A 14,275-nucleotide genomic window follows, 5' to 3' on the forward strand; every position below is an offset into this window, starting at 1 on the left:
GTGAGGCGGCTTTTAGGCAATGCGATTGGTCACCGCAAGGGGAAATGTGGTGTGGGTCGAGGGAAATGGCAGTAACGCTGCGCCCGCGCCGGGGCGGTGGCCTGCGCCAATTGCAACTCTGCGGCAGCCGGGGCTATTCGGTGACGGCGGGCGCGGCGTCTTCTAGGCGCAGTTGCACATTCTGGCGACCGCCCCAATCGTTGATCTCCAGCCGCCCGGCGAGGTGGAAACGACCCGCCCCCGGCGCCGACAGCGCCGGGCCGAGCGGGCCGTCAAAGGCGCCAAAGGCGATCGCCTCCAGCCGCGCGCCGAGCCCGTCGCCAAAGCTCAGCTTGAGATGGCGCTCGCCGACCCGTTTGGCATAGCGCACAACCGCATCCGGAAACACAAAGCGCGGTGCCGGGGCGCCGGCGCCGAACGGTCCGGCCGCCTCGATTCGTTCGACCAGTTCGACCGTCGCGGCACCGGGCATCATCACCCCGTCGAGGCGCAGGTCGGCGGGGCCACCGACGCCGGCGCCCTGTTTGGCCAGCAGTTCGCAGAGCCGCGCCATCGCCGGTTCTAGCTGGTCACGTGCAACCGTCAGGCCTGCGGCCATCTTGTGCCCGCCGCCCTTGATCAATAGCCCCTCAGCGGCCAGACGCTGGATGCTGGCGCCAAGGTCGACACCATTGACCGACCGACCCGACCCCTTGCCCTCGTCGCCGTCCAGCCCGATCACCAGGGCGGGGCGGTTGCTGGCCTCCTTCAGCCGCGAGGCGACGATGCCGACGACCCCGGGGTGCCAGCCTTCGCCCGCCGCCCAGACCAGCGGCGCCTCCAGCCCGCGGGCCTCGGCCTGGGCCAGTGCGGCGGCCTGGACCTGGGCCTCGATCTCGCGCCGCTCGCTGTTCAGCTGGTCCAACTTGTCGGCCATCGCCCGCGCCTCATCCGGGTCGGTGCAGGCCAGCAGCCGGGCGCCAAGGTCGGCCTTGCCGACCCGCCCGCCGGCATTGATCCGCGGTCCGAGGACAAAGCCGAGATGATAAGCCGCAGGCGCCGTGGTCAGGCGGCCAACGTCGGAGAGGGCGACGAGGCCGGGGCGTTCGCGCCGTGCCATCACCCGCAGGCCCTGGCGCACCAGCGCCCGGTTCACCCCGATCAGCGGCGCCACATCGGCCACCGTCGCCAGCGCCACCAGATCCAGCATCGCCATCAGGTCGGGCCCGGTCTGCCCGGAAATGCGCAGCTGGCGATTGGCCTCGACCAGCAGCAGGAACACCACGGCGGCGGCACAGAGATGCGCCAGATCGCCGCTTTCATCCTGCCGGTTCGGATTCACCACCGCGGTGCAATCGGGCAGGGTCTCACCGCCCAGATGGTGATCGAGGATCATCACGTCGCAGCCCGCGGCCGCCACCGGTTCATGGCTCAGGGTGCCGCAATCGACGCAGACGATCAGGTCATGGGCGCTGCCCAGGTCCTGCATCGCCGGGACATTGGGGCCATAGCCCTCGTCAATCCGATCCGGGACATAGAGCGTCGCCCTGCGTCCCATCTGCCGTAGCCAGTCGATCAGCAGCGCCGCCGAGGTGCCGCCATCGACGTCATAATCGGCAAAAATTGCGATTCGCTGGCGCTGCGTCACCGCCTGCAGGAATCGGCTGGCGGCGGTCTCCATATCCTTCAGCGACCGCGGATCGGGTAGCAAATCACGCAATTGCGGCGCCAGAAACGCCTCTGCCTCGGCCGCATTGACCCCGGCGCGCGCCAGAACCTGCGCCACTGGCCGCGCCAGCCCGGTGGACTGGACCAGGGCCTCGGCGGCGCGGTCGGTCTCGACATTCGGCCCGATCCAGCGCCGCCCGGTAAGTGACGCTTCAATCCCGAGGAAAGACATGATCAGACCGCATCATTCGAGGCGCCCCCAGCTTCATCTTGCCAAAAATATTCCCGCCGGAGGCCTCTGTCCGGCTCAGCGGCGCACCCCGTGCCGGCGGGGTGCGCCGTGTCCACACGGCCCGCTTGGCCCCAGGGCGTGGTCCCGCTCACACCTCTTCGATCCTGAGCGCCACCGGCACGCCTTCGACCACCCCGGTGGCGGCCATCGCGGCGATGGCGCGGTCGAGATCGGCGCGCATGCAGCGGTGGGTGACGATCAGCACCGGCGCCAGCGCCGCCGCGTGGTCATATTGCCGCATCCGGTGGATCGAAATGCCATTGTCGCCGAGCACCGTCGCCACCTTGGCCAGGGCGCCGGGTTTGTCCTGCAGCGCCATCCGCAGATAAAACGCCGCCGGTGTGGTCGAGACCGCCGGTTTCGCGGCCGCCAACGTGGCGGAGGGCTGTCCGAACACGGACAATCGGGCGCCCCGGGCAAGGTCGCAGATATCGCCGATCACCGCCGATCCGGTCGGACCTTCGCCGGCGCCGGCGCCGCGCAGCACGATCTGGCCGACGCTGTCGCCCTCGATCACCACCATGTTGGTGCCGCCTTCCAGCTGACCCAGCGCCGAACCCGCCGGCACCAGGCAGGGCGACATCCGTTGTTCCAGCCCGCGCCCGGTCATCCGGCTGACGCCGAGCAACTTGATCCGATAGCCCATATCGGCGGCCTGATGGATGTCATCGATGGTGATCCGCCCGATCCCTTCCAACTCCATCGCGTCAAAGGCGACGCGGGTGCCAAAGGCGATGCTGGCCAACAGCGCCAGCTTGTGACCGGCGTCGATACCGCCGACGTCGAGGTTCGGATCGGCCTCCAGATAGCCCAGCTGATTGGCCTCTTCAAAGACCTCGTCATAGGACAGGCCCGAGGATTGCATCCGGGTCAGGATGTAATTGCAGGTGCCGTTCATCACCCCCATCACCCGGGTGAATTCATTGCCCGCCAGCGCCTCGGTCAGGGTCTTGATCACCGGAATGCCACCGGCGACGGCGGCCTCATAGCGGATCTGGCGACCTTCGGCCTCGGCCAGTTCGGCCAGCGCCTGGCCATGCACGGCCAGCATCGCCTTGTTGGCGGTGACCACATCCTTGCCGGCCCGCAGCGCCGCCTCGGTGGCGGCCTTGGCCGGGCCGTCAGAGCCGCCTATCAATTCGACAAGGACATCGACATCGGTGCGCCGGGCGATGGCGACGGGGTCATCCTCCCAGGCGAATCCGGCGATCGAAACGCCGCGATCCTTGCTTCGGTTGCGGGCCGATACGGCGGTGACGACGATTTCGCGGCCGGTGCGGGCCTGCAGCAGCTTGGCCTGTTTGCGCAGGATGCGCAGCACGCCAACTCCGACAGTGCCCAATCCGGCGATCCCGAGGCGCAGGGGGGTGCTCATGCTCGACTCCGTGTTTGCTTGGTGTGCATCTTCTGGTTTGCCCCGGATTAGCCTGTTGCGCCGAGCCGTGCAACGCGAAGGCTCAGCCGCCGCTGGTGCGGCGGCGCAGGGCGGCGGCGCGGGCACGCAAGCGGTCGCCGCGCGCGGCCAGCTCGGCGTCATCGCTGGCCTCGACCTGCGGTTCCTCGATCCCGGCCAGCAGCCGGTCGGTGGCGACCAGTTCGGGGTAGGGCGCGGATTTGGCAGCGGCGTCGATGGAACGGTCGAGCGGCGGCAGATCCGCGCAGCCGGTCAGCACCAGCAGGGCCGGAGCCAGCAGGACAGGAAACAGCAGGTGGCGCGCGCGTTGACCCATGTGTCAGGAATGCCGCATTCGCCGCATGGCGTCCAGCATCGCTTGCGCTGAACGTCTGTTCAGATACGTTCCGCCCATGGCCCGCACCTCTGGATCCCGCGCCTCTGAAACCGGTCCGCGCATTCGCGCCGCGGCGCTGCGGCTGTTTGCACGCCAGGGCTATGCCGCCGTGTCGATGCGCCAGATCGCGGCCGAGGTCGGGTTGCAGGTCGGGGCGCTCTACAATCATACGCCGGACAAGCAGAGCCTGCTGTGCGATCTGATGGAAACCCATATGACCGACCTTTTGGCCGCCTGCGCCGCGCAGGACTGGCCGCAGGACCCGGCCCGCGCATTGGAGGGATTCGTGCGCTTTCACATCCGGTTTCACGCTGCGCGGCCCGATGCGGTGTTCATGGCCTATATGGAACTGCGCAACCTGGCGCCTGAAAATTTTGAACGGATCGAGGCGCTGCGCAACGCCTATGAAAACCGTCTGGAGGTGATTCTGAGCCAGGGTGTTGCCTGTGGTCAGTTCGGGCTGAGCGATGTCAGGATCGGCACCCGCGCGGTCATCGCGATGCTGACCGGGCTGACCACCTGGTTCCGGCCCGAAGGCGGCAAGACCCTGGATGAGATCGAAGAGGTCTATGTCACCCTGGTGGCGCAGGCGGTCAGGGTCTAGGCGGGGCAGGTGGAGCTCGGCTCAGTCGATGCCGTTGGCGCGCTGCAGGGCGCGGATGTAATTGACGATCAACAACACCTCGTCCTTGGTCACGCCCGGCTGTGGCGGCATATTGCCAAACCGCCAGTGATGGGCCCGCACCCCCTGCGCGACCGCCTGAACAAAGCTGGCATTGCCGTGATGAGACGGCTCATAGACCCGGTGGATCAGCGGCGGGCCAAGGCCAAATTGCCCCGATCCGGCGGTTCCGTGGCAGGCGGCACACGTGCCGTCAAATAGCGCCTGACCCTCAAGCTGGGCACGGGTCAGCATACCGGCATCGCGGACATCGACCATCGCCTTGGCCGGGTCCTGCGCGGTTGCAGGGGCGGCGAGGGGGATCGCGGCGAGCCAGGCCATTGCGATTGCGGTGACTGGTTTCATATTGAGGTGCCTTTGTGATCGCTGCTGAACACAAGAAAGCCTTGCCAGATTTCTCTGGCAAGGCAATTTCCGGTGATCGACCAGGGTTTTATGTGGATCAGGCGAGGTCGCGCAGCACGTAATGCAGCACGCCACCGTTTTCGACATATTCCTTTTCGATCGCGGTATCGATCCGGCATTTCAGCTTGATGTCTTTGCTCGACCCATCCGCAAAGGTGATGGTGCAGGACACTTCACTCAACGGTTTAAGATCGCCTTCGAGCCCGTTGATCGAAACGGTTTCATCGCCTTTCAGCCCCAGTGATTTCCGGGTGTCGCCGCCGGCGAATTCAAAGGGGATGACGCCCATGCCGACCAGGTTCGAACGGTGGATCCGCTCAAAGCTTTCGGCAATCACCGCCTTGACGCCCAGCAGCGCGGTGCCCTTGGCCGCCCAGTCGCGGCTGGAACCGGCGCCGTATTCGATGCCACCAAAGATCACCAGCGGCGTGCCGGCCGCCTGATAGGCCATCGAGGCGTCATAGATCGAGGTCTGCGCGCCGTCCGGCCCGAGGGTGTAGCCGCCCTCGACCCCATCCAGCATCTCGTTCTTGATGCGGATATTGGCGAAGGTGCCGCGCATCATCACCTCGTGGTTGCCCCGGCGCGAGCCATAGGAGTTGAATTCGCGCACCGGCACCTGGTGATCCAGCAGGTATTTGCCGGCCGGGGTGGTGTCCTTGAACGACCCGGCCGGGCTGATGTGGTCGGTGGTGATCATGTCGCCGAGGATCGCCAGAACCTTGGCGTCCTTGATGTCGGAAATCACCCCGGCTTCCTTGGACATGCCTCGGAAATAGGGCGGGTTCTGCACATAGGTCGATTGCGGCGGCCAGTCATAGACCTCGCTATCGCTGGTCTCGACCGCCTGCCACTTTTCGTCGCCTTTGAAGACATCAGCGTATTTCTTCAGGAATGCTTCGCGGGTCACGGTCTTTTCGACCAGATCGGCGATTTCCTTGTTCGTCGGCCAGATGTCTTTCAGGTAAACCGGCTGACCATCCTTGCTGGTGCCCAACGGTTCGGTGGTCAGGTCGATGTTCAGGTCCCCAGCCAGCGCATAGGCCACCACCAGCGGCGGGCTGGCCAGGTAGTTGGCGCGCACGTCAGGGCTGATCCGTCCCTCAAAGTTGCGGTTGCCCGACAGCACGGCTGTGGCGACCAGATCACCCTCGGCGATGGCCGCCGAGATCTCTGGCTGCAACGGGCCCGAGTTGCCGATACAGGTGGTGCAGCCATAGCCGACCAGGTTGAAGCCGACGGCGTCCAGATCCTCTTGCAGGCCAGCCGACTCAAGATATTCCGACACCACCTGAGAGCCGGGCGCCAGCGAGGTTTTCACCCAGGGCTTGCGGTTCAGGCCCAATTCGCGGGCCTTGCGAGCGACAAGGCCGGCACCGATCATCACATAGGGGTTCGAGGTGTTGGTGCAGGAGGTGATCGAGGCGATCACCACCTTGCCCGAGGACATGGTGTAATCTTCGCCCTTGACCGCGACCTGCTTGGCCGGGTCGCGTTTGAAGGTGTTGGCCATTTCCTGGGCAAAGGCGGCCTTGGCATTGGTCAGCGGCACGTAATCCTGCGGCCGTTTCGGGCCGGAGATTGCGGGCACGATGCTGCTCATGTCCAGATGCAGGGTCGAGGTGTAGACCGGCGCGTAATCGTCGCCGCGCCAGAACCCGTTTTCCTTGGCATAGGCCTCGACCAGGGCGATGCGGTCTTCGTCGCGCCCGGTGTTGCGCAGGTAGCGCAGGGTTTCATTGTCGATCGGGAAGAAGCCGCAGGTGGCGCCGTATTCGGGGGCCATGTTGGCGATGGTGGCGCGGTCGGCCAGCGGCAGCCGGTCCAGCCCGTCACCGTAGAATTCGACGAATTTGCCGACGACGCCATGGGCGCGCAGCATTTCAACGACTTTCAGGACGAGGTCGGTGGCGGTGGTGCCTTCGATCATCTCGCCGGTCAATTTGAAACCGACGACCTCGGGAATCAGCATCGACACCGGCTGACCCAGCATTGCCGCCTCGGCCTCGATCCCGCCGACGCCCCAGCCGAGCACGGCCAGACCGTTGACCATGGTGGTGTGGCTGTCGGTGCCGACCAGCGTGTCGGGATAGGCCACCTCTTCGCCGTTCTGATCCTTGTCGGTCCAGACGGTCTGGGCCAGATATTCCAGGTTCACCTGGTGGCAGATACCGGTGCCCGGTGGCACCACGCGAAAGTTTTCAAACGCGCCCTGGCCCCATTTCAGGAACTGGTAGCGTTCCATATTGCGCTCATACTCGCGATCCACGTTCATCTGGAAGGCGCGGGGATTGCCGAATTCGTCGATCATCACCGAATGGTCAATGACCAGATCGACCGGGTTCAGCGGGTTGATCTTTTGCACATCGCCGCCCAGGGCCTTGATCCCGTCGCGCATCGCGGCAAGGTCAACAACCGCCGGCACGCCGGTGAAATCCTGCATCAACACCCGGGCTGGGCGATAGGCGATCTCGACCGGGTTCTTGCCACCATTATTGGCCCAATCAGAAAAGGCGCGGATGTCGTCGGTCGAAACGGTCTTGCCGTCCTCGAACCGCAGCATGTTTTCCAGCACCACCTTGAGCGCGGCTGGCAGGCGCGAGAAATCGCCAAGTCCGGCGGCTTCGGCGGCGGGAATCGAATAATAGGCATAGGTCTTGCCACCGGCCGTGAGCGTCTTGCGCGTTTTGGCGGTGTCTTTTCCGACGGTGATGGGCATGAAGTGGCCTCCCTTTCGTGTGGAACAGGGGTTTGTGCTGGCCCGCTTTTGCCCCTTTTCCGGCGGGCGTTCAAGGGGGCAAAGCGGTATCTGCATACATTTGCATACAAAATCCGGGCGCATTGACTCGCCCGCGGCGCACCTGTCGAAAAATGCCACAGATCAGAGATAATCTCGAAACCTTGATTGGTTATTTCAGATGCTGTTGCTTAGACGGAAGGGGATTGGGGATAATCAAGGACGTGCCGGAATGAGGTTGAGGATGCTTGCAGGCCTGCGTGCGGTTGCAATCATGACATGGGTCGGGTCGGCTGTCGTTGCCCAGGCGCAGGACAATCCGGTGGTAGTTGAGCTCTATACCTCGCAAGGCTGTTCCAGCTGCCCGCCCGCCGATGCCTTCTTGGGCCGTCTGGCGCCGCGCAACGATATCATCGCGCTGGCGCTGCATGTGGATTACTGGGATTACATTGGCTGGAAGGATATCTTTGCCGATCCGAAATACACCCAGCGGCAGAAATCCTATGCCCGGTTCGCCGGGCGCCGTTCGGTCTATACGCCGCAGATGGTGATTCACGGTCAGGACGATGTGGTTGGCACCCATCCGATGGATGTCAGTGAATTGGTGATGAAACACGCCAAGACCGCCGCGCGGGTCAAGCTGGCAATCGCCCGTTTGCACCCCGGCAAGGTCGAGATCAAGGCCAATGCCCTCAGCCCGATTGGCGAGGCGCTGGTCGTGCAGCTGATCCGCTATCGGCCTTCTACCAAGGTGCAGATCCTGAGCGGTGAAAACGCTGGCCAGACGCTGACCTATGCGAATGTGGTCACCGAATGGCACCAGATCGCCGATTGGGATTCGCGCCAGCCGCTGTCGCTGACCGCCGATGCGGCAGGCGATGCGCCGGTGGTGGTGCTGGTGCAGCGTAAAGGCCCCGGCGCGATCGAGGCGGCGGCGCGACTGCGCTAGGTCTCGGTCGCTAGGCTTTCGGGAGCGGTCCCCAGCGCCGATGTGTCCAGATCCATTGTTCCGGATGCGCCCGCACCTGCACCTCAAGCGAGGCGGTGAGCGCCTGCATCATCGCAGCGGGGTCGCCCGGCGGAATTGGCGCCTCGACAATCAGGCGAAAGCTGCGCCCGTCAGGCTGGCGGATCGCATAGAACGGGATCAGCGGCGCGCCGTAGCGCCGCGCCAGATCGGCGGCGGAGAGGGCGGTTGCCGCCTTCTGGCCGAAAAACTCGATTGCGGCGCCGTCCTCGATGAATTGATCATGCAGGATCGCCACCGGATTTCCGGCCCGCAGAAACGTCACCATATCGCTCAGCCCGCGCCGGTTGCGGGCAAACAACGGTGTCGCGCTCTGATCCAGCGCCGCGACATAGCGCCGGTCGAACGAGGCATTGGACATCGGCCGGTAGAGCGCGCCAAGCTGGCCGTAGCGCTGCGCGATCAGCGCCCGGAACACCGTGTAATTGCCAATATGGCCGGAAGCGAGGATCAGCGGCTGCCGCTCTGCCAGCCCGGCTTCCAGCGCCGCAACGCCCGGGCCTTCCAGCTCCAGCCCTTTCAGGCTGGCGATCAGGTCGGCAGGGGAAAAGAATTCGATCACGCTGCGCCCGATGCGGTCGGGGACCAGCCGCATCAGCCGCGCCACCTCCGCCTCGGGCAACTCGGGCCAGGCATGAGCCAGATTGGCGCCTATCCGACGCCGCCACCCGGCCAGCGGTGCGACCAGGGTGGTGGTGATCCAGCCAAAGACCGGCACCCGCAGGCGATAGGGCAAGGGCCGCATCACGCCGATCACCGCGACGAACAGGGCGGTGATCACCCGGTCGGTGATCCGCTTTCGCAAGGCGCGGCGTGGGGGTGATTTGCGGCGCATGGCGGCCCCGGGTCAGTCGCGCGGGCGGATCTGGCGCTCACGGTGCCAGACATAGATGCCCGAGGCGACGACGACAGAGGCGCCGATCCAGGTCCAGAAATCGGGCCAATCGCCAAAGATCACGACGCCAAAGATCGTGGCGAACACCAAGCCGACATAGCCGAAGGGCGCCAGCATCGCCGCCTCGCCGCTGGTGAAGGCGCGGATCAGCAGCAATTGCCCGAAGGTGCCGAACCCGGCCAGCAGCACCATCAACCCGCCGGTATAGGCGGTCAGCGGCACCCAGTGGAACGGCACGATAGCGCTGAGGATCAGCGCCCCGAACAGCGCCGCATAGAGCAGCGAGGTCCAGGGATCTTCGGATCGTCCGACATAGCGGGTGATCAGCGTGTACCCGGCATAGCAGACCGCGGTGCCGAGCGGCAGCATCGACCAGAGCGAAAAAACCGCGCCGCCGGGCCGGATGATGATCAACGCGCCGACCAGCGCGGCAGCGATGGCGAACATCCGGCGCGGGCCCACGGTTTCGCCCAGGAAAAACGCAGCACCCAAGGTGATCAGCACCGGGTTCAGATCCATGATCGCGGTGGCCTGGGCCAGGCCGATATGGCTGATGCCGAAGAAAAAGCAGGTCGTCGCCCCCATCAGAAGGGCCGAGCGCGCCAGTTGCAGGCCGGGGAAGTTGGTCTTGGCGACGGATTTCAGGCGCGGGCTGACCAGGATGAACACCAGCAGCGCCTGACCGGCATAGCGTGCCCAGAGCGCCATCACGGTTCCGGCCTCGCGCGACAACGCCTTGGCGCTGGCATCCATCGCGGCGAAAAAGAACAGCGCGCAGACCATCAGCAGGATCGCGCGGCGATTGTCCGCCGGGGGTGTCAGATCGGCAAGCGGATCGGGCAAGGTCATGCCGTGACCCCCTCCGGGACTGGGCGACTCGGCGCGGGGGCGCACGGTGCTGTGCGGCGGGCAAAGCGGGTCATGCCTTCAGCCTTAGGCATGCGCGCGGGGAATGTCCACGCGCTCTGCAGGGCGCCTGCGGTCAGGCGTCCGCAGGTTCCTCTTTGTCCGCATCCTCGGCGCGCAGCAGGAGGTCGCTCGCCGCGTTCTGGCGGCGGCTCAACCGGCAAGCGGAGCGGTTGACTGACAGATGTCCCAGCGGTGCAAGACGGCCCATCTGACCCCTGTTCGCCCTGTCCGGCCCTTGATCCGGCGGATCCAGCGCAAAAGTGGTGAGCAAAGGTTTGGGACCGATCCTGGAATCGCGCCATTTGCCAAGGGCCACGGCGACGCGGATCTAGGCTGGATCAGGCTGGGACCGGCTCCAGCACCACATCTGCCAGGGTCGCGCTGTTCAGGTTTTCGATGAAGGCCAGCTCCGCGACCCGCAGCCGGGATTTGAGCCGACAGGCGCCGTCAATCGTGCAGGTGCCGCCGTCAGGCTGCAGGCAATCAACCAGACTTTGACCCACCTCCAGCAGGCGCACCACATCGCCCAGGCGAATCTCTTCGGGTGGCCGCGTCAGCCGGGCGCCACCACCGCCGCCGCGCCGGGTCTGCACCAGCCCGGCCTTGGCCAGCGCCTGCATGATCTTGGCGAGATGGTTGCGCGAGAGTTGAAATTCGGCGGCCAGTTCGGCGGTCGAAAAGGCCCGTTCCGGGGCGCTGCCCATCCGCATCAGCATGCGCAATCCGTAATCGGTGAAGGAGGTGAGACGCATTTGAAATCCATGAATTGGTATTTACAGGACATATTAACAGGCCTAGTTCGGAATAAGAAGAACCGAGTCCGGCTGGTCGACTGACTGCGGATCACGGGGGGTCTTTTGTCGGGGAGGGCGGAATTGACCACCGATTTTGACAGCTTCAAATGCCCCGGCGGGTTTTCTTCGCCGCCCTGCATGGCGGGCGAAATCGCGCCGGACTACTTTGACCCGCTTGCGGTTGATCCAGAACAGGCCCGCGACGTGGCGCGCTGGCGCAAGGCCGAGCGTATCCGCCTGCGCGCGGCGCGCAAGGCGCTTGCCTCGGCTGACCGTCTGAGCATCGCCACCGCCCTGATGGCGGGGCTTGAGCGGGTGATCGGGCGGCGCTCTGCGAGGGGCGCGAACCCGATCGTCGCTTTTTATTGGCCGATCAAGGACGAGCCGGACCTGCGCCCCTTGATGACCGCGCTGCATGACAAGGGTCAGCGCCTGGCGCTGCCTCTGGTCGAGCAAAAGGCGGCGCCGCTGGTGTTTCGCAGATGGACGCCCGCCACGAGGATGGAGCGCGGGCATTGGGATATTCCGGTGCCACCGCAGGACGCGCCGGTCTGCCAACCCGATGTGGTTCTGGCGCCGCTGATGGGCTGGGACCGGGCGGGCTATCGGCTGGGCTATGGCGGCGGTTACTTCGACCGGACGCTGGCTGCCGCCGGGCCGCGGCCCTACAGCATCGGCATCGGGCTGGGCTCGGCCGAGCTCTCCACGATTTTCCCGCAACCCCATGATATCCCGCTCGATATTATTCTGACCGAACGGGGTGTCGAATATGAAAGGACGCCAGAGAATGAATAGAGAAGAGATTGCACTCGCGCTGTTTGACGGGATGCCCGACGCCCTGGTGGTTTCGGATCGCGAGGGCGTGATCCGGGTCTGGAACGCTGGCGCCGAACGGATATTCGGGTTCAGCGAAGCCGAAGCGCTGGGTCAGTCGCTCGATATCATCACCCCGGAACGGCTGCAGGCGCAGCACTGGAAGGGGTATGACAACACCATGCGCACCGGCGAGACCCGCTACGGGGCGGGCGATCTGCTTTCGGTGCCGGCAACCCGCAAGGACGGGGTGCAGATCTCGGTGCAATTCTCGATCATGCCGATCCGCGGGCCGGAGGGCGACCTCACCGCCATCGCCGCGATCATGCGCGATGTGACGGCGGATTTCGACGAACGCAAATCCCTGCGTCGGGCATTGCGCGACGCCAAGCAATAAGGTGCAGCAAGACCGCCGGTCTGGCCTGCCTTAGCTGGTGATCTGCTGGACGCAGCTGCCCGCCTCGACGTCCCAGACATAGCCTTCGGCGCAGGTCTGGGCCTGATGCTTTTCGGCACAGGTGGATTGGGCGGCGAGGGCGGCAGGCCAGGCGAGGGTGAGGAGAATCAGGATCAGGCGCATGGGAGGGCTCCCCTGAGGTTGGATCGCGCCAGTCTAACATGGCCCAGGCCGCCGACCAAATGCGATCCGGCCGGGTCAGTTGCGGTGCGTGCCAATGCTCACCCGGGCGCGGCATCTGCATTGCGCAAGGGCAATCCGCCCAGGGGTAATCGGCGGAGCAGATGGAACCGGCCCTGAGTGTCAGACCGCATCAGGCAGAACTCGCCAACCGCAAAGGGGCGCGGCAGCAACGGGGTGATCCGGCGGGCCAGCGCGGATCGAATCGCATCGGCGGATTCGGCGGGCAGGCGGCCCGACAGGGTCATGTGAAACCGGAATTCCTCCATGACGTAGGGATAGCCCCAGCGGGTCAGCAACGCCTCTTGCTGCGGGCTCAGCCCGCTGACGCGGCGGCGGGCCAGCTCCTGCTGAAGGGCGGGCGCGCGGAAGGCATCGAGGCCAGCGACGCAGGCGGCCGCCAACGCGGCCAGCGGCGCGGTGTCGCCGGTGACGGTCAGCGCCAGAAATCCGCCGAGCCGTGACAGCGCCAGCCCGTCGAGGCTGACCGGCGCCAGCCCCTGGCAAAGCGCGACCGCCGCCGCTTCAAGTTCCGCAGCATCGCGGCCCGGGGCCAGTTGAAACGGCGGTTTGATGGTGCCGTGAAAGCCATATTTGCGCGGGGTTCGGGTGATCGCCTCGATCGGCAGCGGCAGATCGGCGACATCGGGATGCGGGCTGATCCGGCCCCGCGCCGCGTCCCAGCCCAGCCAACCGGCGCCGAAATCGGCCAACGGGCCGGGCGGGCACATGTAATAGATCGCGTATCTGGTCGGTTCCGGCATCTCGCTCACTCCGGCTCGCGCCTCTCGGGCGTGTCGGCGATGCCATAGTCCGCCACAGGTGACAAGCATGTGACATGCGGGGCCATCAATTGCCCGCCGCGCCCTTGCAGCCCATTCCACGCGTGACTAAGACTCCCTTAGGAACTGGCCGCTAGTGGTCAGCAGTCAGTTAGGCAGGTCGTGATGAAAGATCCCGCAGAATTCTACATGAACACGCTCGTTCCGATGGTGGTCGAGCAGACCAGCCGGGGCGAACGGGCCTATGATATCTTTTCGCGTCTGCTGAAGGAACGGATCATTTTCCTGTCCGGCCCGGTGCATGACGGCATGTCATCGCTGATTGTCGCGCAGCTGCTGCACCTTGAGGCGGAAAATCCGTCCAAGGAAATCAGCATGTATATCAACAGCCCCGGTGGCGTCGTCACCTCGGGCCTGTCGATCTATGACACGATGCAATACATCCGCCCAAAGGTCAGCACCTTGGTGATTGGTCAGGCGGCCTCGATGGGATCATTGCTGTTGACGGCGGGCGAAAAGGGCATGCGGTTCTCGTTGCCCAACAGCCGGATCATGGTGCACCAGCCCTCGGGCGGCTATCAGGGCCAGGCGACGGATATCATGATCCATGCCGAAGAGACGCTGAAACTGAAAAAGCGCCTGAACGAGATCTATGTGAAACACAGCGGCCAGGATCTGGCGACGGTGGAAAGCGCGCTTGAGCGTGACAACTTCATGGCGCCCGAAGATGCCAAGGCATGGGGTCTGATCGACGAAATCGTCGAAAACCGTATCAAACCGGATGAAGAAACCGCGTGACGGCGACGCCTCACATAGTGGTTTGTGAGGCATTTTGACATTGTGATGCCCCGGGGGCTGGCCTAGT

General features: G+C 65.0%; 15 protein-coding genes. 5 read left to right on the forward strand and 10 right to left on the reverse strand.

Annotation, left to right across the window (positions count from 1 at the left end; translation table 11 throughout):
• Positions 1-133 precede the first annotated feature (133 nt).
• The 3 genes from recJ to P1U48_RS05320 all read right to left on the reverse strand — a co-directional run bounded on the left by recJ (position 134) and on the right by P1U48_RS05320 (position 3,669).
• On the reverse strand, positions 134-1,879 hold the full coding sequence (gene recJ, locus P1U48_RS05310) for a single-stranded-DNA-specific exonuclease RecJ (RefSeq protein ID WP_301067832.1): 1,746 nt from the start codon (positions 1,877-1,879) through the stop codon (positions 134-136).
• Positions 1,880-2,027: 148 nt separating this feature from the next.
• A complete protein-coding gene (locus P1U48_RS05315) occupies positions 2,028-3,314 on the reverse strand; it encodes a homoserine dehydrogenase (RefSeq protein WP_301067833.1) in 1,287 nt (428 codons plus the stop codon).
• Positions 3,315-3,396: 82 nt separating this feature from the next.
• Positions 3,397-3,669: a hypothetical protein gene (locus P1U48_RS05320; RefSeq protein WP_301067834.1), complete on the reverse strand. Its 273-nt coding sequence runs from the start codon at positions 3,667-3,669 to the stop codon at positions 3,397-3,399.
• 76 nt (positions 3,670-3,745) lie between these two features.
• Between P1U48_RS05320 and P1U48_RS05325 the strand changes: the two genes are divergently transcribed.
• Complete coding sequence (locus P1U48_RS05325; RefSeq protein ID WP_301067835.1) at positions 3,746-4,333, forward strand: TetR/AcrR family transcriptional regulator; 588 nt, start codon at positions 3,746-3,748, stop codon at positions 4,331-4,333.
• Positions 4,334-4,354: 21 nt separating this feature from the next.
• Here the strand turns inward: P1U48_RS05325 and P1U48_RS05330 are convergent, their stop codons facing one another.
• Together P1U48_RS05330 and acnA are read right to left on the reverse strand one after the other, a co-directional pair.
• Positions 4,355-4,756 (reverse strand): cytochrome c, encoded by a 402-nt coding sequence (locus P1U48_RS05330; protein ID WP_301067836.1) that lies wholly within the window; start codon positions 4,754-4,756, stop codon positions 4,355-4,357.
• A 97-nt stretch (positions 4,757-4,853) separates the two neighbouring features.
• Entirely contained in the window at positions 4,854-7,535 is a 2,682-nt protein-coding gene (gene acnA, locus P1U48_RS05335) for an aconitate hydratase AcnA (protein ID WP_301067837.1), read from the reverse strand.
• 292 nt (positions 7,536-7,827) lie between these two features.
• Here acnA and P1U48_RS05340 point away from each other — a divergent pair, with 292 nt between their 5' ends.
• Positions 7,828-8,502, forward strand: coding sequence for a thioredoxin family protein (locus tag P1U48_RS05340; RefSeq protein ID WP_301067838.1), 675 nt, complete (start codon positions 7,828-7,830; stop codon positions 8,500-8,502).
• Positions 8,503-8,512: 10 nt separating this feature from the next.
• Here P1U48_RS05340 and P1U48_RS05345 read toward each other — a convergent pair whose 3' ends face one another.
• The 3 genes from P1U48_RS05345 to P1U48_RS05355 all read right to left on the reverse strand — a co-directional run bounded on the left by P1U48_RS05345 (position 8,513) and on the right by P1U48_RS05355 (position 11,136).
• Complete coding sequence (locus tag P1U48_RS05345) at positions 8,513-9,415, reverse strand: lauroyl acyltransferase (protein ID WP_301067839.1); 903 nt, start codon at positions 9,413-9,415, stop codon at positions 8,513-8,515.
• Positions 9,416-9,427: 12 nt separating this feature from the next.
• Positions 9,428-10,324 carry a DMT family transporter gene (locus P1U48_RS05350; RefSeq protein ID WP_301067840.1) on the reverse strand — a complete coding sequence of 299 codons (897 nt, stop codon included), beginning with the start codon at positions 10,322-10,324 and terminating at the stop codon, positions 9,428-9,430.
• Between the two features lie 398 nt (positions 10,325-10,722).
• Positions 10,723-11,136, reverse strand: coding sequence for an Rrf2 family transcriptional regulator (locus P1U48_RS05355; protein ID WP_301067841.1), 414 nt, complete (start codon positions 11,134-11,136; stop codon positions 10,723-10,725).
• Between the two features lie 123 nt (positions 11,137-11,259).
• Between P1U48_RS05355 and P1U48_RS05360 the strand changes: the two genes are divergently transcribed.
• Together P1U48_RS05360 and P1U48_RS05365 are read left to right on the forward strand one after the other, a co-directional pair.
• Positions 11,260-11,973: a 5-formyltetrahydrofolate cyclo-ligase gene (locus tag P1U48_RS05360; RefSeq protein WP_301067842.1), complete on the forward strand. Its 714-nt coding sequence runs from the start codon at positions 11,260-11,262 to the stop codon at positions 11,971-11,973.
• Positions 11,966-12,388 carry a PAS domain S-box protein gene (locus P1U48_RS05365; protein WP_301067843.1) on the forward strand — a complete coding sequence of 141 codons (423 nt, stop codon included), beginning with the start codon at positions 11,966-11,968 and terminating at the stop codon, positions 12,386-12,388. The genes P1U48_RS05360 and P1U48_RS05365 overlap by 8 nt, the downstream gene beginning before the upstream one ends.
• Positions 12,389-12,418: 30 nt before the next feature.
• On the opposite strand, the gene P1U48_RS05370 is transcribed toward P1U48_RS05365, so the two are convergent.
• Together P1U48_RS05370 and P1U48_RS05375 are read right to left on the reverse strand one after the other, a co-directional pair.
• The gene (locus P1U48_RS05370) at positions 12,419-12,571 is read right to left on the reverse strand and encodes a hypothetical protein (protein ID WP_301067844.1); all 153 of its coding nucleotides are present in this window, start codon (positions 12,569-12,571) and stop codon (positions 12,419-12,421) included.
• Between the two features lie 98 nt (positions 12,572-12,669).
• Complete coding sequence (locus tag P1U48_RS05375; RefSeq protein ID WP_301067845.1) at positions 12,670-13,392, reverse strand: DUF1045 domain-containing protein; 723 nt, start codon at positions 13,390-13,392, stop codon at positions 12,670-12,672.
• A gap of 183 nt (positions 13,393-13,575) precedes the next feature.
• Here P1U48_RS05375 and P1U48_RS05380 point away from each other — a divergent pair, with 183 nt between their 5' ends.
• On the forward strand, positions 13,576-14,208 hold the full coding sequence (locus tag P1U48_RS05380; RefSeq protein ID WP_301067846.1) for an ATP-dependent Clp protease proteolytic subunit: 633 nt from the start codon (positions 13,576-13,578) through the stop codon (positions 14,206-14,208).
• The last annotated feature ends 67 nt before the right edge of the window (positions 14,209-14,275 follow it).

This window comes from Pseudooceanicola sp. (assembly GCF_029213205.1).
GTDB lineage: Bacteria > Pseudomonadota > Alphaproteobacteria > Rhodobacterales > Rhodobacteraceae > Pseudooceanicola.